The organism is Pseudomonas sp. NPDC089428 (assembly GCF_044749325.1).
In the GTDB taxonomy this organism is placed as follows: Bacteria; Pseudomonadota; Gammaproteobacteria; order Pseudomonadales; family Pseudomonadaceae; genus Aquipseudomonas.
Map to the genome: position 1 here is coordinate 292413 of NZ_JBIVHT010000006.1, position 16142 is coordinate 308554.

The window sequence follows — 16142 nt, forward strand, 5'->3', positions numbered from 1 at the left end:
AGTTGTGCACTCGAACAACCGCGCCCAGCGGGAGCCCCAAGGAGTTGGCATCGGGCAATGTATAGCCCATAACGTACGCCCCCCAGAAGTGGACAATCGAACCTACGTGGGCCAAGACGCCAGCAACAGTACCGTTACCAGTAAATTTGTATATATTGCCGAATTGATTGCCTCTACTGAGAACAAATGCAGTAGTAGCAAGCTGGGTGGTGTTATCGAACCGTCCCGGGGTTGGCCCCTTGGGGATACCGGTAAAAGTTGGAGAATTGATTGCGGCACTTTCTATCCAGGGCGACCAAGTATTGTAGAACGCCCGCACCCAAGTTTTACCCGTATTGTACTGGGTGAAAGTCTGTGTAGTAATAGTGGTGCTCGCTGCCTGAACTAAAAGCGTTCCGGCTGTGGCAACTGGATAGTTGAGCGCCAGTGTGGCGTTGGCGCTCAACGGCTGCCCATACGATCCTGGCACGCGGATGGCATTGAGGTCGACACCGGCACCGAGGTTGGCTCGCACTTGGCCATCTTGACCCCAACCTGCCATGCCCTGCGTCTTCTGCACAAATGACGTGGTGGCGATCCGGGTGGTGCTGTCACCATCCGCTCCGTTAGGTGCAGTCGGAGTACCCGTGAAGTCAGGACTCGCCAGTGGCGCCTTGAGACCGAGCTGGGTGGACATGGTGGACGCAAAATTCGGGTCGTTGCCCAGCGCGTCTGCCAGCTCCTTTAAGGTGTCCAGCGCACTCGGTGAAGAGGCTACCAGTGCAGCGATTGCGGCCTGTACGAATTCTGTAGTCGCTAAACGAGTAGTGTTGTTACCAGTTAACTGAGTGGGCGCTGTTGGGTTCCCAGTGAATGCAGGGCTCGCCAAAGGCGCCCTAAGAGTCAGCGCAGAGTCAACCTGAGTTTTGGTATAGACATCGGTGAGCCCATAGCCCGCCACTGTGGACGGGTTGGTCGCAGCAGCGACCCGACCATATGCATCCACCGAGACGCTACGATAGGTTCCAGTAACTACGCCAGTTCGCCCAAAAGCCATTTCGTATGCCAGAGTAGTGACGCCCAGACTGATGGGTGAATCGGTCACAAGTTGCCATGCGCTATCCCCGTTGACGGTCCCTCGCTCAACCAGTACCAGCATGCCCGGTGTCACTTTGGAACTGGTATCCGCATCAGTGCAGCGGGTCCATGCGCCGCCCGCCGCCACTTGATACAACCCATTGTCCTTGGCCGCCGTCTGATTCTTGACCAGCACCCGTGCGCCAGCAGCAAGCGCTACACCATCAACCGTCTGCAACCCGCTCAAGGCGATGTTCGCCGTGGTCGCCACCAGCACCGAATGTTTGAAATCCTGCCGAGCCAATTCCTCGGTTACCCACTCCCGGGTAGCCAGCACCACCGCCGGATCAATCTTGAGCTGCACATTACTGGCACTGCTCACCACCAGATTCATCCGCACCACCTGGGTACGTCCAGACCCTTGGCTGAGCAACGGTTTGTAGGTCGGCGCGCAGTTGGCCACGGCAACCATGTCGCCATCGGCATCGTAAAGCGCAATCTCGCGGATCCACTTGCCGCCGACATCAGCCGGGATGACCTGCTCGGCGATGATGATCGCGCTGTTGTTGTCGTCCACCTTCAGCTGGTTCAACGGCGCGCGGCGCCACTCGTTGATCAGGCTGGTCTGGGTGGCGTTGGGGGTGGGGTCGGTGCCGTTGGCGTCGCCGACACCCATCTGGGTGATTTTCCAGGCAATGCCCAAGGCATCGGCATTGGCCTGTTTCGCCGCGCCCACATTGGTGAGGATGGCGTAGAACTGAGAAGTCTGGTCAACCATGTGCAATGTCCAAGGTATCGATTGTATGTTCGCGGCCGCCACGCCCGATGGCGCCGATGACTTCGATGTCACGGGGCGCCAGCGGGTAGATGTCCAGTTCGTCGCCGTCCTGGATCGCGCAGCCGACATGAATGGCGCCACGGCTTTCGAGGCTGATGACCAGGCCGGTCAGGTGGCGGCTGACCGGTCGGGCGTCGTCGATCAGCGATGACAGTTCCTGATAGGTGCTCTCGCTGATGCCCGCGTCGGAAACCCCGATCTTCAGTGCGAAGGTGCCCGCCTGCGCGGGAGGTGTGGCCTGCCACCACTCCTGCACCTCGATCAGGTAGCCGAATGGCTCGACCACGCGCCGGAGCGCTCCGAGGGTGCCTTTGTGGGCATGGACGAAAAACGCGGCGCGGATCACCGAACGCTTGATCTCATCGCTCCAGCTGTCTTCCCAGCGGTCCACCGACCAGGCCCAGGCCAAGTGATAAAGCAGATGCGCGGGGCAACTTTCGGGGTTGTAGAGCAGGCGCAGGCTGACCTTGAGGTCCTCATCGGCCGCCACTTCGATGGCCCGCTCCAGCGCAGATCGGTTGAGGGGCAACAGGCTCTGCATGTCAGCCACCCCGCTTCAAGGTGAAGCCGCTGCACCAGGCTGCCTGGGCCTTGCTCGGGCGAACGTCGGCCCAGCCATTGAGCTCGACCCGACTGACGCCGTCGATGTGCAACTGCGCATCGATGCCCGAACGGGCCACCTCCACGCCCAGCCGCCGCCGCGGGTTGATCCAGGCCTCAAGGCGGCGCTGGCACTCGGCGAGGATCGCTTCGTACTCAGGGCCGCTGTCGGCCAGGTAAAGCACGGCATCGATGCGATAGGGCAAGATCTCGGCACTGCGCACATTGACCCGGTCGGCGACCGGCCGTATGTCGTCATCGTTGAGATATGCCGCCACCTGCGCCAGCAGCTCGGCACTGGCCTCGCCGTTGCCTTCCAGGCCCAGCACGGTCACATCCACCACCGCCGGCGACGGGCTTTCGGCGGTGGCGTCAGCCACCTGCCCCGAAGCGTTGCGGGCATGCAGGATGTAACTGTTGCGAGGGCCTGCGGTTGTCAGGCCTTCATAGACCAGCTGCACCCGCTCACGCAGGGCATCATCCGACTCCAGCAAGGCTTCGACGGGCGGCACGCTGGCCAGGTCCTCGGCCTCGATCACCAGCCGCTGCAGGCCAACATTGGCGGCCAGCTGGTCCAGGTCGGTGCCCTGGGCGTAGGCCAGCAGCAGCGCCTTGGCGGCATCGTTGATGCGCGCCCGGTTGAGCAGCTTGCGGTAGGCGCCGACCTCAAGCAGCTTGGTGACCGGGTCACTCTCCAGGTTGGCGGTCCAGGCGTCGCCCAGGTATTCGCGGAAGGTTTCCAGATCGGCCTGATAGAGGGCTTCGTAGTCGAGGTCTTCCAACAGCTGCGGGGCAGGCAGTTTCGACAGATCGACCTGGCTCATACACTCACCTCCAGCAACGCTTCGTCGCCCAGATAGCGGCCACTCAACGCCAGGCTGACCTGGCCGTCGAGCACCGCAACGACCTTGACCCGCTGCAACTGCAGGCGTGGCTCCCAACGCCCCAATGCGCGGGCCACTTCGGCTTGCACGGCGCTTTTCCAGCCCTCGTTGACCGGCAGGTCGACGAAGCGCCGCAACTGGCTGCCGTACTCCGGGCGCATGCGGCGGCTGCCCAGCGGCGTGGTGAGGATGTCCTCGATCGACTGGCGCACATGATCGATGCCGGCCAGTGGCTGGCCGCTGCGGCGGTCCATGCCGATCATGGTGCACCGCCCTGTTCATGGGTATGCATGGCACTCTCCTGGTATGAAAAAGCCCGCATGGGCGGGCTTGAGTCAGTGTTTGTGATTGGCCGTGTTGCCGGCGGTATCGATGATCCGCCCACCGCCCTTGATATCGCCGCTGACCTGCAGCGCGCCGTTGACGGTGACAGTGCCAGAGAGGTTGATCGCTGGCGCCTGAAGGCTGATCGCCCCGTCGTTGACTTGCACGGTGCTGGCGCCGACCTGGATGGTCACGCTGCCGCCAGGCAACTGGATGTCGTAGTGGCTGGCCTGCCAGTCGTAGCTGAGTGAACCACCATCGGCGAAACGCCAGACCTCGGCATGCGCGCGGTTATCCGCCGCACTGCCGGCATTGCCATAAAGGCCGGGCAGGAACGTGCCTTGGGCCGGCTCGCCGCTAGGGCTGAGCAGTACACCTTGCTCGCCCAGGCTCGGCGCCCGCCAATGCCGGGCCTGGCCGGCTGCCTGGGCGTGCCAGCGCAGCCAGGCGCTGGTCCAGCCACTGCCGTCGGACACCCGCACCCGAGCGGCAGCAAGGTCCACCGCGACCACCCGGCAAGGAATGACCATGCACGCCAGCATGCGGTCATGCATGGCGCTGACGTAACTCATGACAGGTCCTCTGGCGCGCTGTAATGCGCCTCGTTGGCCAAACCGATATCTGGCGCAAAACCCAGCAGCAGGCTGCCGGGAGGCTGGTCTGGCCAGCTCCAGCGTGCTTCGCCAAGCAATACCGGCTGGTCCCAGCGCACGGTCCAGGCGCTGCCCTCGAACTGCGCCTGCACGTTGCGGCTGGCCTCGACGAAGTCCAGTGCCCAATGCTGCTGGCGCAGCAGATCCATCAACTGTGCGGCCAACAAGCTGCCCTGCAGCCGCGCTTCGGGGTTGGCGCTGTCGGCGGTGATGTCCGCCTCGAAGGTGGCGATCAGCACCGAGCGGCCATCACGCGGTGCTGCATCTGCCGTCATTTGCACGATGCCGTGGCGTAGCGCCGGTCGCTCAGGGGCATTTCCTACAGAGGTATAGGCATCGACCGACGCCAACTCCGGCATCGCCTCTCGAATGGTTGCGGTCACTGCCGCGTGCAAAGTGGCCAGTTCACTCATGCATATTCTCCTTATCGCTCGTCGGCTTGCGTGCTGTCGCGCAGGCCCAGGCGCCGGATCGCCCAGCGTTCATACAGCCGCATGGCGACATCGGCGCCGCCGACCGCGGTCATGCAGCCAAATGCACTGGCCGCCCAGATCGACAGGCCGCCGGCATACAGCAGCATTACCGTCGACACGCCGCAGACCATGCAGGCCCCAGAGCGCAGCGCCAGCCGTCGCAGCAGTGACCAGCCGGTGGCACCGGCCTTGTCGGCCCGCCACATTTCGCCGCTCAGGCCGCCCAGCAATGCCAGGACGATTACCAGCCAGAGCGGCATCTCCAGTAACGCTTGTTGCTCGTTCGTCACTGTCCTGTCTCCTGTGTAATGCCTGTCGACGGGAGCCAACAGGCGGGTTGTGGGTACTCTGCGTATTTCAAAAACCTCGGCATTCCAAAAAGCCCGGCTCGCCGGGCTTTTCAGTAATGCGTTGGCGAACCGCCGACCACGACTGGTGACGCCGCACGGTTCCGCTACAAATTGGTGACTCCGACCGCGGCCACCTGCCCGCCGGATAACTGTTCGTGGTGCTTTACGCTGCACACCCGGGCCAGTTGCCAACCCTCTGGACAGTTGAGGCCTGTCCATCGCTGCCTGTGTAACAACCGGTTTCCGTCCGGCTTGAGATACAGGCTATGCATTCGTGCATATGCAGTCAATGCATTTCTTCACATTTCCATGCACTAAATTTTGCTGATGTGCATGCAGGCCATGCACGGCCTGGCGTGTAGGGATTTTCTGCAGGCGAAAAAAAACCCGCCGAAGCGGGTTTCTTGGAAGCGGGGCCGTCAGCGCGCGTACATACCCCACCAGAACACATGCCCGAGCAGGCTGATCTGCTCGTCCTGCATCTGCTGGAAGCTGTAGTCCTCGTCGGGGTGTTCGTCACGGTTGAAGCTGCGCAGGCGGATGCCGGTAGGCAGGCGGTAGACCTGCTTCACCCGCAGCTGGCCGTTATGGTTGATGGCGTAGAGGTCGCCATCGATGATATCGCCGATCGAGCATTTGCCGGTGTTCACGCCAACCGTCGCGCCATCGCGCAATACCGGCAGCATGCTGTTGCCACGCACGGTCACGCACTTGGCCTGGTCGAACTGCACACCGTTGTGCCGCAGGCTGCGCTTGCCGAAACGCAGCCGCGCACGCTCGCTCTCTTCGATGACGAATCTTCCTGATCCTGCTGCCAATTCGACCTCGCGAAGGAAAGGTACCGACACCTCGTCATCCTCGACGGGGGTTTCATCGTCCCACAGGCTGATGTCGCTGAGGTCCGCATGGCCGTGGGCCGGCAGCGCAGTTTCGCGCGGCTCGCCGAGCTCGGCGCGGCCGCGCAACTGCTCGGTGCTCACGCCGAAGTAGTCGGCGATTTTCGACACGTGCTTGTCGGAAGGATCGACGATCTTGCCGCCGAGAATTCGCGACAAGGTGGATTGAGGGACGCCCGTGCGCCGGTACAGCTCCGTCGGGGACAGGCCGTGGCGGTCGAGCAGTTCTCTGAGTACGGTGGCTACGTTGCGTTTTTGCATAGCGTGCATAATGCAGGCATGCGCCGGCAAATGCAATGCACCTTGGTGCGCGCGCATGCCCCATGGCCCGCGCCTGCATCTGCTTGAAAAAGCCTGTACCATTGCCGGTTTCACAATCGCCAACCAGATCACCCGCTGTAAGGCCCTGAATGTCTGATCTTTCCGCACACACACCAATGATGCAGCAGTACTGGAAGCTGAAAAACCAGCACCCGGACCAGCTGATGTTCTACCGCATGGGCGACTTCTACGAAATCTTCTACGAAGATGCGAAGAAAGCCGCGAAACTGCTGGACATCACTCTGACCGCGCGCGGTCAGTCGGCCGGCCAGTCGATCCCCATGTGCGGGATTCCGTTCCATTCGCTGGAGGGCTACCTGGCCAAGCTGGTCAAGCTTGGCGAATCGGTGGTGATCTGCGAGCAGATCGGCGACCCGGCCACCAGCAAGGGCCCGGTGGAACGCCAGGTGGTGCGCATCATCACCCCCGGCACGGTCAGTGACGAGGCCCTGCTCGACGAGCGCCGCGACAACCTGATCGCCGCCCTGCTCGGTGACGAACGCCTGTTCGGCCTGGCGGTGCTGGACATCACCAGCGGCAACTTCAGCGTGCAGGAAATCAAGGGCTGGGAAAACCTGCTGGCCGAACTCGAACGCCTGAACCCGGTAGAGCTGCTGATCCCCGACGACTGGCCACGCGACCTGCCCGCCGAAAAGCGCCCGGGCGCCCGTCGCCGCGCGCCGTGGGACTTTGACCGCGATTCGGCGCGCAAGGCCCTGTGCCAGCAATTCGCGACCAAAGACCTGAAAGGCTTTGGCTGTGACAAGCTGACCCTGGCCATCGGCGCCGCCGGCTGCCTGCTGACCTACGCCAAGGAAACCCAGCGCACGGCCCTGCCGCACCTGCGCAGCCTGCGCCACGAGCGCCTCGACGACACGGTCATTCTGGATGGCGCCAGCCGCCGCAACCTGGAACTGGACGTCAACCTGGCCGGCGGGCGCGACAACACCCTGCAATCGGTGATCGACCGCTGTCAGACCGCGATGGCCAGCCGCCTGCTGACCCGCTGGCTGAACCGCCCGCTGCGCGACCTGAAGGTGCTGCAGGCGCGCCAGGATTCGATCCGCTGCCTGCTGGACGGCTACCGCTTCGAAAAGCTGCAGCCACAACTCAAGGAAATCGGTGATATCGAGCGGATACTCGCCCGTATCGGCCTGCGCAATGCCCGCCCGCGCGACCTGGCGCGCCTGCGCGATGCCCTCGGCGCCCTGCCCGAGCTGCAGAACGCCATGAGCGAGCTGGAGGCTCCGCACCTGGCGCGCCTGGCTGCCATCACCGGGACCTACCCGGAGCTGGCCAGCCTGCTGGAGCGTGCAATCATCGACAACCCGCCAGCGGTGATTCGAGATGGCGGTGTGCTCAAGGCCGGCTACGACAGCGAGCTGGACGAGCTGCTGGCAATCAGCGAGAACGCCGGCCAGTTCCTGATCGACCTCGAAACCCGCGAAAAGGCCCGCACGGGCCTTGCCAACCTCAAGGTCGGCTACAACCGTGTGCATGGCTACTTCATCGAGTTGCCAACCAAGCAGGCCGAGCAGGCGCCGGGCGACTACATCCGCCGCCAGACCCTCAAGGGCGCCGAGCGTTTCATCACGCCCGAGCTCAAGGCCTTCGAGGACAAGGCGCTGTCGGCCAAGAGCCGCGCCCTGGCACGCGAGAAGATGCTCTACGACGCACTGCTGGAAACCCTCATCAGCCACCTGGCACCGCTGCAGGACAGCGCCGCCGCGCTGGCCGAGATCGACGTGCTGAGCAACCTTGCCGAGCGTGCGCTGAACCTCGACCTGAACTGCCCGCGCTTCACTGACGAGCCATGCCTGCGCATCGAGCAAGGCCGCCACCCGGTGGTCGAGCAGGTACTGACCACGCCGTTCGTGGCCAACGACCTGGGCCTGGACAACAGCACGCGCATGCTGATCATCACCGGCCCGAACATGGGCGGTAAGTCCACCTACATGCGCCAGACCGCCCTGATCGTGCTGATGGCACACATCGGCAGCTTCGTTCCGGCAGCCAGTTGCGAGCTGTCGCTGGTCGACCGCATCTTCACCCGTATCGGCTCCAGCGACGACCTGGCCGGCGGGCGCTCGACCTTCATGGTCGAGATGAGCGAAACCGCCAATATCCTGCACAACGCCACCGACCGCAGCCTGGTGCTGATGGACGAAGTTGGCCGCGGCACCAGCACCTTCGACGGCCTGTCGCTGGCCTGGGCCGCCGCCGAGCGCCTGGCCCAGCTACGAGCCTACACCCTGTTCGCCACCCACTACTTCGAGCTGACCGTGCTGCCGGAGAGTGAACCGCTGGTGGCCAACGTGCACCTGAACGCTACCGAGCACAACGAGCGTATTGTCTTCCTGCACCATGTGCTGCCAGGCCCGGCCAGCCAGAGCTACGGCCTGGCCGTGGCGCAACTGGCGGGCGTGCCGGCGCCAGTGATCCTGCGCGCGCGCGAGCACCTGGGCCGGCTGGAAACCACCAGCCTGCCCCATGAAACACCGGTCACGAAGAAGGCCAAGGACGAGCCACACGTCCCGCACCAGAGCGACCTGTTCGCCAGCCTGCCACACCCGGCCATCGAGAAGCTGGGCAAGCTGGACCTGGATGAGATGACCCCGCGTCAAGCTATCGAAACGCTATATCAACTAAAGAACCTGTTATAACGGCGCCCACTACAAGCTGGTAGAATCCGCCGCGGTTTGCTGGTGCTGCAGGTTATTAGCCTGGCCTGCAGCCACATGCCCGTAAACCGCGCGGCCCTGAGAGGAAGGGCCGCCGCCGTCGCCTGAGGAGAGAACTAGAAATGACCTTCGTCGTCACCGACAACTGCATCAAATGCAAATACACCGACTGCGTGGAAGTCTGTCCGGTGGACTGCTTCTACGAAGGCCCGAACTTCCTGGTGATTCACCCGGACGAGTGCATCGACTGTGCACTGTGCGAGCCTGAGTGCCCGGCCCAGGCGATCTTCTCGGAAGACGAGATCCCCGCAGGCATGGAAAACTTCATCGAGCTCAACGCCGAGCTGGCGGAAATCTGGCCGAACATCACCGAGCGTAAAGACGCCCTGCCCGACGCTGAAGAGTGGGACGGCAAGACCGGCAAGATCGCCGACCTGGAGCGCTAAGCGCCCAGACACGAAAAAGGCCCGCAACGGGCCTTTTTCATTTTCTACGGGCAAAAAAAAGGGGCGGTATGACCCGCCCACATTTTTTCCGTAGTCCCTGCTTGTCCCAAACATCGTCCTGATGAAATCGCTTCTTGCGATGTCCTTGGCCTTCTCCCTGAAAGCCTGTGCATGTCCGTGTGCACAGTTCGAATACTAGCGAGTTCCCTGAGCCAGGCAACTGCGAGATCTCTCAGAATGTTACTGGGGACACATTTCCACACAGCCAAAAAATACATACATTTCAGATGCTTACGAATAAACCAGATCTGAAAACGGCTTTGATTTACTGGTAGCTACACAGATGGCTTACATAAAGAGTAAGCAAAGGCTTACACGTCATGCATCAGGGGTAGCGCCTTACACAGTTGTCGACTTCTGATTTCCAACCACCTGTACCGGCCTCTTCGCGGGCAAGCCCACTCCCCCAGGGTCTGGACAGTTTTAAGTCTTGCACTTCCCTTGTGGGAGCGGGCTTGCCCGCGAAGAGGCCCGTTCACCGAAATCCTGGAAACAAAAACGCCCCGAGGTCATCGGGGCGCTTTGGATACCGTGAAGCAAGGTTTACTGGAACAGCGACTCGCTGGAAAGCCCGTTCTTCTCGAGGATTTCGCGCAGGCGCTTGAGGCCCTCCACCTGGATCTGCCGCACGCGTTCACGGGTCAGGCCGATCTCCAGGCCAACATCTTCCAGCGTGCTGCTTTCGTGCCCGCGCAGGCCAAAGCGGCGCACCACCACCTCGCGCTGCTTGTCGGTCAGTTCACCCAGCCACTGGTCGATGCTCTGCGAGAGGTCGTCATCCTGCAGCAGTTCGCACGGATCGGTCGGGCGATCATCGGTCAGCGTGTCGAGCAGGGTCTTGTCCGAATCCGGGCCGAGCGACACGTCCACCGAAGATACACGCTCGTTCAGGCCCAGCATGCGCTTGACCTCGGCGACCGGTTTTTCCAGCAGCGTGGCGATTTCCTCCGGCGACGGTTCGTGGTCGAGCTTCTGGGTCAGTTCCCGCGCAGCCCGCAGGTAGACGTTGAGCTCCTTGACCACGTGGATCGGCAGGCGAATGGTGCGGGTCTGATTCATGATCGCCCGCTCGATGGTCTGGCGGATCCACCAGGTCGCGTAAGTAGAGAAGCGGAAACCGCGCTCCGGGTCGAATTTTTCCACCGCGCGGATCAACCCCAGGTTGCCCTCCTCGATCAGGTCGAGCAGCGAAAGGCCACGGTTGACGTAACGACGGGCAATTTTCACAACCAGGCGCAGGTTGCTTTCGATCATGCGTTTGCGGCCGGCAGGATCACCCTTTTGCGACAGGCGCGCAAAATGGACTTCCTCTTCCGGCGAAAGCAGAGGCGAGAATCCGATCTCGTTGAGATACAGCTGGGTAGCATCGAGCGCCCGGCTGTAATCGATGTACTTGTGCTGCTTGAGCGAAGAGCCTGATTTGGCCCTGGTCCGAACCGAAGGTACAGCAGGTTCGTCTGACACCACATCCGTTTCCAAAACGATGCCCGTCTCCATGAGGAGGACGTCATCGTCGATGTCAAACTCCGGCGCTTCTTTACTGAGAGCCATTGTTATAGTCCTTTGCTGAGTTCGAACTCAGACTCGTGCGGCGCCTGTCTCCTTGGCAACGCAGGAGCCTGTCCCCTCTACATCACAGGAACAGGCCGGGTACAACGATCAACGACGTGGCAGGAACTGGAGCGGATCGACGGGTTTGCCCTGGCGGCGAATCTCGAAATGCAGCTTCACCCGATCAGTGCCCGTGGACCCCATTTCAGCAATCGACTGCCCTGCCTTGACCTGCTGCCCCTCCCGAACCAACAGCCTGCGGTTGTGACCGTAGGCACTGACGTAGGTGTCGCTGTGCTTGATGATGATCAGTTCGCCGTAGCCCCTCAAGCCACTCCCGGCGTAGACCACCGCACCATCAGACGCAGCAAAAACAGGCTGTCCCAAATCACCGGCGATATCAATGCCTTTATTCAAACTACCGTTTGAAGCAAATTTACCAATCAGCACGCCATTGGCTGGCCACGTCCAGCCGCCCACCGCCCGCTCTGCAGCGGGCACCGTGGTAACCACCGTGGCAGGCGTTGCGGGCGTTGTTGGCGTCGATTTTCCGCCATTTTGAGGCGGGGTTATAGGCGTTCCAGCAGGGCGACGAATGACCGTTGTCCTGCTCGAGGAAGAAGGGCTGGAGACCACCGTGGTGCTGCTGCTGGACCCGCTGTTGAAACGGATCGCCTGGCCCGGGCGGATGGTGTACGGGGCGGCAATGCCGTTACGCGCGGCCAGTTCCTTGTAGTCCCAACCGTAGCGGAATGCGATGGAGAAGAGCGTATCGCCAGGCTTGACGACGTACTGCCCGGAGGTCACTGCAGGTCGCTTGGGCGCAGCCGTGTTGCGGTCGACCACGCGCGCACCGCTGGAGCCTGTGCTGGAGCAACCTGTCAGCAGGGTGCCCATGGCCAGTGCAATCACCAGAAGCTTGAAACCCGACCGATCCTTGCGCTGCCGAATGACTGTGTGCCCCACCCGCGCTCCCCTCATGGTGCCGAAAAACGATAATACGATATGAAATGCAATATTGTTGCAATTATAACCAAGCCAGACGGCATTGGCAGAGCCCAGGCCCCGCCAGATAGACAGGGCCGTGCCGCAAGAATTCGTTGCTGCTGCAAATATTCCTGGCTGCTCAGGCCAGCGGACCGTTGAGCAGCGGCACGAAACGCACTGCCCCCAGTACCCGACGAGAGAAGCCGTGCTCTTCGCGCACGATCAGCATCAGCTGTTGCACCTCGCCGGCCGGGCCCACCGGTATCACCATCCGCCCTCCCGGTGCCAGCTGGTCGAGCAGCGCTTGCGGCACTTCAGGGGCCACCGCGGTGACGATGATGCCGTTGTAGGGCGCCAGCGCCTGCCAGCCGTCACAGCCGTCGCCCCAGCGGAACACTACATTGCGCAGGTTGAGCTCGACCAGGCGCTCCTTGGCCCGATCCTGCAGCACCTTGATCCGTTCCACCGAAAACACCCGCTCGACCAGCTGTGCCAGGATCGCGGTCTGGTAGCCGGAACCGGTGCCGATCTCCAGTACCTTGTCCAGCGGCCCCGCCTCCAGCAGCAGCTCGCTCATGTGCGCCACCATGAACGGCTGGGAGATGGTCTGGTTGTGCCCGATCGGCAGTGCCGTGTCTTCGTATGCCCGGTGCGCCAGCGCCTCATCGACGAACAGGTGGCGCGGGGTACGGCGAATCACGTCAAGCACCTTGGCGTTCGACACGCCTTCCTCATAGAGACGCTGGATCAGCCGCTCGCGGGTCCGCTGCGAAGTCATGCCGATACCGCCCCGGCGCTGCAGATCGTCCTGTTCACGCATCAGAGCAGGCCCTCCAGCCAGCCGTCGAGCTGTTCGAAGGCATCGTTGAACGTACGGTCCAGCTGCAACGGGGTGATCGACACGTAGCCTTGCATGACGGCATGGAAGTCGGTGCCCGGCCCGCCATCCTCGGCATCGCCGGCTACGGCGATCCAGTAGCCTTCCTTGCCGCGCGGGTTGACCACCTTGGTTGGCGCCGCCGCCCGCGCCCGGTGACCGAGGCGGGTGAGCTGGATGCCACGGATGTGCTCCAGCGGCAGGTTGGGGATATTGACGTTGAGCACGGTCCGCGGTGGCAGTTGCAGGCGCGGCAGCGCCTCCACCAGACGGCGTGCGATGTGGGCGGCGGTCGGCAGGTTGTCGGGCATCCGCGACAACAGCGAAAACGCCAGCGAGGTGCCGCCCAGGAAGCGGCCCTCCAGCGCAGCGGCGACCGTGCCGGAATAGATCACGTCATCACCCAGGTTAGCCCCCAGGTTGATGCCCGAGACGACCAGATCCACAGGCTCTGGCAACAGGCCGTTGAGCCCCAGGTGCACGCAATCGGTAGGCGTGCCGTTGAGGCTGATGAAGCCGTTGGCCAGGGTTTGCGGGTGCAGCGGCCGGTCCAGCGTCAGCGAACTGCCGGCGCCGCTCTTGTCTTGGTCCGGGGCGATCACCACGCACTCGGCATAATCCGCCAGCGCACCGTGTAGCGCGGCGAGGCCCGGTGCCGTAACACCGTCGTCATTCGAAATCAGAATACGCATGGGCTGTCCGTCTGCCCTGCCGGCACCAGATCGACGAGTTCGCGCACCACCACGGTGGCGAAGCATCCGGCCGGAAGGACGAATTCCAGTTGCAGGATATCAGGCTCGGGATAATGCCACGTCAGGCCGCCAATAGGGAGCCGCAGGATGCGCCGTTCGTGACTCATGCCCGCATACGCGAGCCATTGGCAAAGTGCCAGGTGCCGCTCGCCGACCGCCGTCTCCAGTTCGAAGGTAGCGCCGGCCGCGGGAGAAGGGCCTTCTCCCCACATCGGGCCGGTCGGATGCAGGTCAAGAATTCCCAGGCGAGGATCAGAACATTCCTGCTCGCCCGCTGGAAAGAAACTACGGCTGTCGGTGAACGCCAGCAGATCCCCGACCTGGGCGCGCTGCCAGCTGCCATCGGCGACACGCGCCGCCAGCACCTGGTTGAACACATAGCTGCGCGCCGCCGAAAGCAGGCGCGAACGTACGTTGCGCTGTTCCGGCAGGGCCTTGCGCGCGGCCCAGTCCTGAGCGTCGTGGACGTTGCCACCGCCGTGGCCGAACCGCTGGCTACCGAAATAGTTCGGCACGCCCTGCTGCTTGAGCTGCTCCAGGCGCGCATCTAGGGCTTGGCGGTCGGCCGCGAGGGCGGTCAGGCGCAGGGTGAAGCCGTTCGCCGAATGGGCGCCGCGTTGCAGCTTGCGCTGGTGGCGCACCTGCTTCAGCACGCGCAGGGTGCCGTCTTCGGCACGCGACAGGTCAGGGTCGGCCTTGCCCGGCAAGTGCAGGCTGAACCACTGGCGGGTCAGGGCCTGGCGATCCTTGAGGCCGGCGTAGCTGATGGCGCGCACCGGCACACCCGCAGCACGGGCCAGGCGGCGGGCGGCTTCTTCGGTGTTGAGGTCACGCTTCTCGACCCACAGCCACAGGTGCTCGCCCTGGCCGGACAACGGAATGTCCAGCACCTCGTCGACCTGGAAGTCTTCAGCCACGGCCTTGAGCACTGCGCTGCCCAACGACTCACCCGACGCGCGCGGGCCCAGCAGGTCCAGTTCGGTCATGCTGGCAGCAGCAGGGCAACCGCATGCACGGCAATGCCCTCCTCGCGGCCTGTGAAGCCGAGCTTCTCGGTGGTGGTGGCCTTGACGTTGACCTGGTCGAGTTCGACCTGCAGGTCTTGGGCAATCAGTTGGCGCATGGTTTCGATATGCGGGGCCATTTTCGGGGCCTGGGCAACGATAGTGGCGTCGACATTGCCGACCTGCCAGCCCTTGGCCTTGACGATAGCGACCACATGACGCAGCAGCACGCGGCTGTCGGCGCCCTTGAACTGCGGGTCGGTGTCGGGGAAATGCTTGCCGATGTCCCCCAGCGCCGCAGCGCCGAGCAAGGCATCGCTCAGGGCGTGCAGCAGCACGTCACCGTCGGAATGGGCCAGGAGGCCGTATTTGTGGGGGATACGCACCCCACCCAGGGTAATGAAATCACCGTCGCAGAAACGGTGCACATCGTAGCCGTGGCCAATACGCATAGAAAAACGCCCTGATTGAGTCAGGGCGTGATTCTACCTGCTTTGCAGGAGGTTGGGCGGCTTTTGGACCAGGCTGTTACACCCGCCCCAATGCCATCGCATGATGGCGCAGGTGCTCGTCGATGAAGCTGGCGATGAAGTAGTAGCTGTGGTCATAGCCGGGCTGCAGGCGCAGGGTCAGTTGATGCCCGCCTTTGCGTGCGGCCTGTTCCAGTGCTTCAGGCTTGAGCTGCTTCTCGAGGAAGTCATCACGATCGCCCTGATCCACCAGCAGCGGCGGGCACTCGCCTGCTGGCGTTTCCGCCAGCAGCACACTGGCATCCCATTCGCGCCAGCGCGCGCGGTCCTCACCCAGGTAGCGGCTGAAGGCCTTCTCACCCCACGGGCAATCCATCGGGTTGCTGATCGGCGAGAACGCCGACACCGAGCGGTAGCGCCCCGGGTTGCGCAAGGCGCACACCAGCGCGCCGTGCCCGCCCATGGAGTGGCCGCTGATGCTGCGCTGGCCGGACGCCGGGAAGTGCGCCTCGATCAGTGCCGGCAGCTCGTGCACCACATAGTCGTGCATACGGTAGTGCTGCGCCCAAGGCTGCTGGGTGGCGTTGAGGTAGAACCCGGCGCCAAGGCCGAAGTCCCAGGCGCCGTCAGGGTCGCCCGGCACCTGCTCGCCACGCGGGCTGGTGTCGGGGGCGACAATGATCAGCCCAAGCTCGGCGGCCAGGCGCTGGGCGCCTGCCTTCTGCATGAAGTTCTCGTCGGTGCAGGTGAGGCCGCTGAGCCAGTACAGCACTGGCAGCTTCTCACCCTGCTCGGCCTGCGGTGGCAGGTAGACAGCAAACACCATGTCGCAGCCCAGCACCTTCGAGTGATGCCGGTAACGCTTGTGCCAGCCGCCGAAGCTCTTCTGGCAGGAGATGTTATCCAGGCTCATGGCTGA

16 protein-coding genes and 1 pseudogene are annotated in these 16142 nt (G+C 63.0%); 2 read left to right on the forward strand and 15 right to left on the reverse strand.

Annotation, left to right across the window (positions count from 1 at the left end; translation table 11 throughout):
- Nucleotides 1-760: 760 nt before the first annotated feature.
- From ACIPZ5_RS14610 to ACIPZ5_RS14645, 8 genes and pseudogenes are all read right to left on the reverse strand, one after another.
- Nucleotides 761-1834 (reverse strand): annotated as a pseudogene (locus ACIPZ5_RS14610) (phage tail protein); the annotation flags it as partial.
- Complete coding sequence (locus ACIPZ5_RS14615; RefSeq protein ID WP_400809339.1) at nt 1827-2435, reverse strand: phage tail protein I; 609 nt, start codon at nt 2433-2435, stop codon at nt 1827-1829. The pseudogene ACIPZ5_RS14610 and the gene ACIPZ5_RS14615, both read right to left, overlap by 8 nt.
- 1 nt (nt 2436) lies before the next feature.
- A complete protein-coding gene (locus ACIPZ5_RS14620; protein WP_343598603.1) occupies nt 2437-3318 on the reverse strand; it encodes a baseplate J/gp47 family protein in 882 nt (293 codons plus the stop codon).
- Complete coding sequence (locus ACIPZ5_RS14625; RefSeq protein ID WP_085675630.1) at nt 3315-3641, reverse strand: GPW/gp25 family protein; 327 nt, start codon at nt 3639-3641, stop codon at nt 3315-3317. The genes ACIPZ5_RS14620 and ACIPZ5_RS14625 overlap by 4 nt, the downstream gene beginning before the upstream one ends.
- A 72-nt stretch (nt 3642-3713) precedes the next feature.
- Nucleotides 3714-4274, reverse strand: coding sequence for a phage baseplate assembly protein V (locus ACIPZ5_RS14630; RefSeq protein ID WP_400809343.1), 561 nt, complete (start codon nt 4272-4274; stop codon nt 3714-3716).
- The gene (locus ACIPZ5_RS14635; RefSeq protein ID WP_343598601.1) at nt 4271-4768 is read right to left on the reverse strand and encodes a hypothetical protein; all 498 of its coding nucleotides are present in this window, start codon (nt 4766-4768) and stop codon (nt 4271-4273) included. Before ACIPZ5_RS14635 ends, ACIPZ5_RS14630 begins: the two co-directional genes overlap by 4 nt.
- 11 nt (nt 4769-4779) lie before the next feature.
- Nucleotides 4780-5118, reverse strand: coding sequence for a phage holin family protein (locus ACIPZ5_RS14640; RefSeq protein WP_060479503.1), 339 nt, complete (start codon nt 5116-5118; stop codon nt 4780-4782).
- 479 nt (nt 5119-5597) lie between these two features.
- Nucleotides 5598-6335: a S24 family peptidase gene (locus ACIPZ5_RS14645; protein ID WP_261942976.1), complete on the reverse strand. Its 738-nt coding sequence runs from the start codon at nt 6333-6335 to the stop codon at nt 5598-5600.
- 149 nt (nt 6336-6484) lie between these two features.
- On the opposite strand from ACIPZ5_RS14645, the gene mutS reads away from it, so the two are divergent.
- Nucleotides 6485-9058, forward strand: a complete 2574-nt coding sequence (gene mutS / locus ACIPZ5_RS14650; RefSeq protein WP_343598600.1) for a DNA mismatch repair protein MutS — start codon at nt 6485-6487, stop codon at nt 9056-9058.
- Between the two features lie 140 nt (nt 9059-9198).
- A complete protein-coding gene (gene fdxA, locus ACIPZ5_RS14655; protein WP_051097441.1) occupies nt 9199-9522 on the forward strand; it encodes a ferredoxin FdxA in 324 nt (107 codons plus the stop codon).
- A 603-nt stretch (nt 9523-10125) separates the two neighbouring features.
- Here the strand turns inward: fdxA and rpoS are convergent.
- From rpoS to fghA, 7 genes are all read right to left on the reverse strand, one after another.
- Complete coding sequence (gene rpoS, locus ACIPZ5_RS14660; protein ID WP_016392283.1) at nt 10126-11133, reverse strand: RNA polymerase sigma factor RpoS; 1008 nt, start codon at nt 11131-11133, stop codon at nt 10126-10128.
- Between the two features lie 108 nt (nt 11134-11241).
- Nucleotides 11242-12099 (reverse strand): peptidoglycan DD-metalloendopeptidase family protein, encoded by an 858-nt coding sequence (locus ACIPZ5_RS14665; RefSeq protein ID WP_343598599.1) that lies wholly within the window; start codon nt 12097-12099, stop codon nt 11242-11244.
- A gap of 160 nt (nt 12100-12259) precedes the next feature.
- Nucleotides 12260-12898 (reverse strand): protein-L-isoaspartate(D-aspartate) O-methyltransferase, encoded by a 639-nt coding sequence (locus ACIPZ5_RS14670; RefSeq protein ID WP_177326721.1) that lies wholly within the window; start codon nt 12896-12898, stop codon nt 12260-12262.
- 41 nt (nt 12899-12939) lie between these two features.
- Entirely contained in the window at nt 12940-13689 is a 750-nt protein-coding gene (gene surE / locus ACIPZ5_RS14675) for a 5'/3'-nucleotidase SurE (RefSeq protein WP_343598598.1), read from the reverse strand.
- Complete coding sequence (gene truD / locus ACIPZ5_RS14680; protein ID WP_400809348.1) at nt 13677-14735, reverse strand: tRNA pseudouridine(13) synthase TruD; 1059 nt, start codon at nt 14733-14735, stop codon at nt 13677-13679. The genes surE and truD overlap by 13 nt, the downstream gene beginning before the upstream one ends.
- Complete coding sequence (ispF, locus tag ACIPZ5_RS14685) at nt 14732-15205, reverse strand: 2-C-methyl-D-erythritol 2,4-cyclodiphosphate synthase (protein WP_261942972.1); 474 nt, start codon at nt 15203-15205, stop codon at nt 14732-14734. The genes truD and ispF overlap by 4 nt, the downstream gene beginning before the upstream one ends.
- Before the next feature lie 76 nt (nt 15206-15281).
- Entirely contained in the window at nt 15282-16136 is an 855-nt protein-coding gene (gene fghA / locus ACIPZ5_RS14690; protein WP_343598596.1) for an S-formylglutathione hydrolase, read from the reverse strand.
- Nucleotides 16137-16142 lie beyond the last annotated feature (6 nt).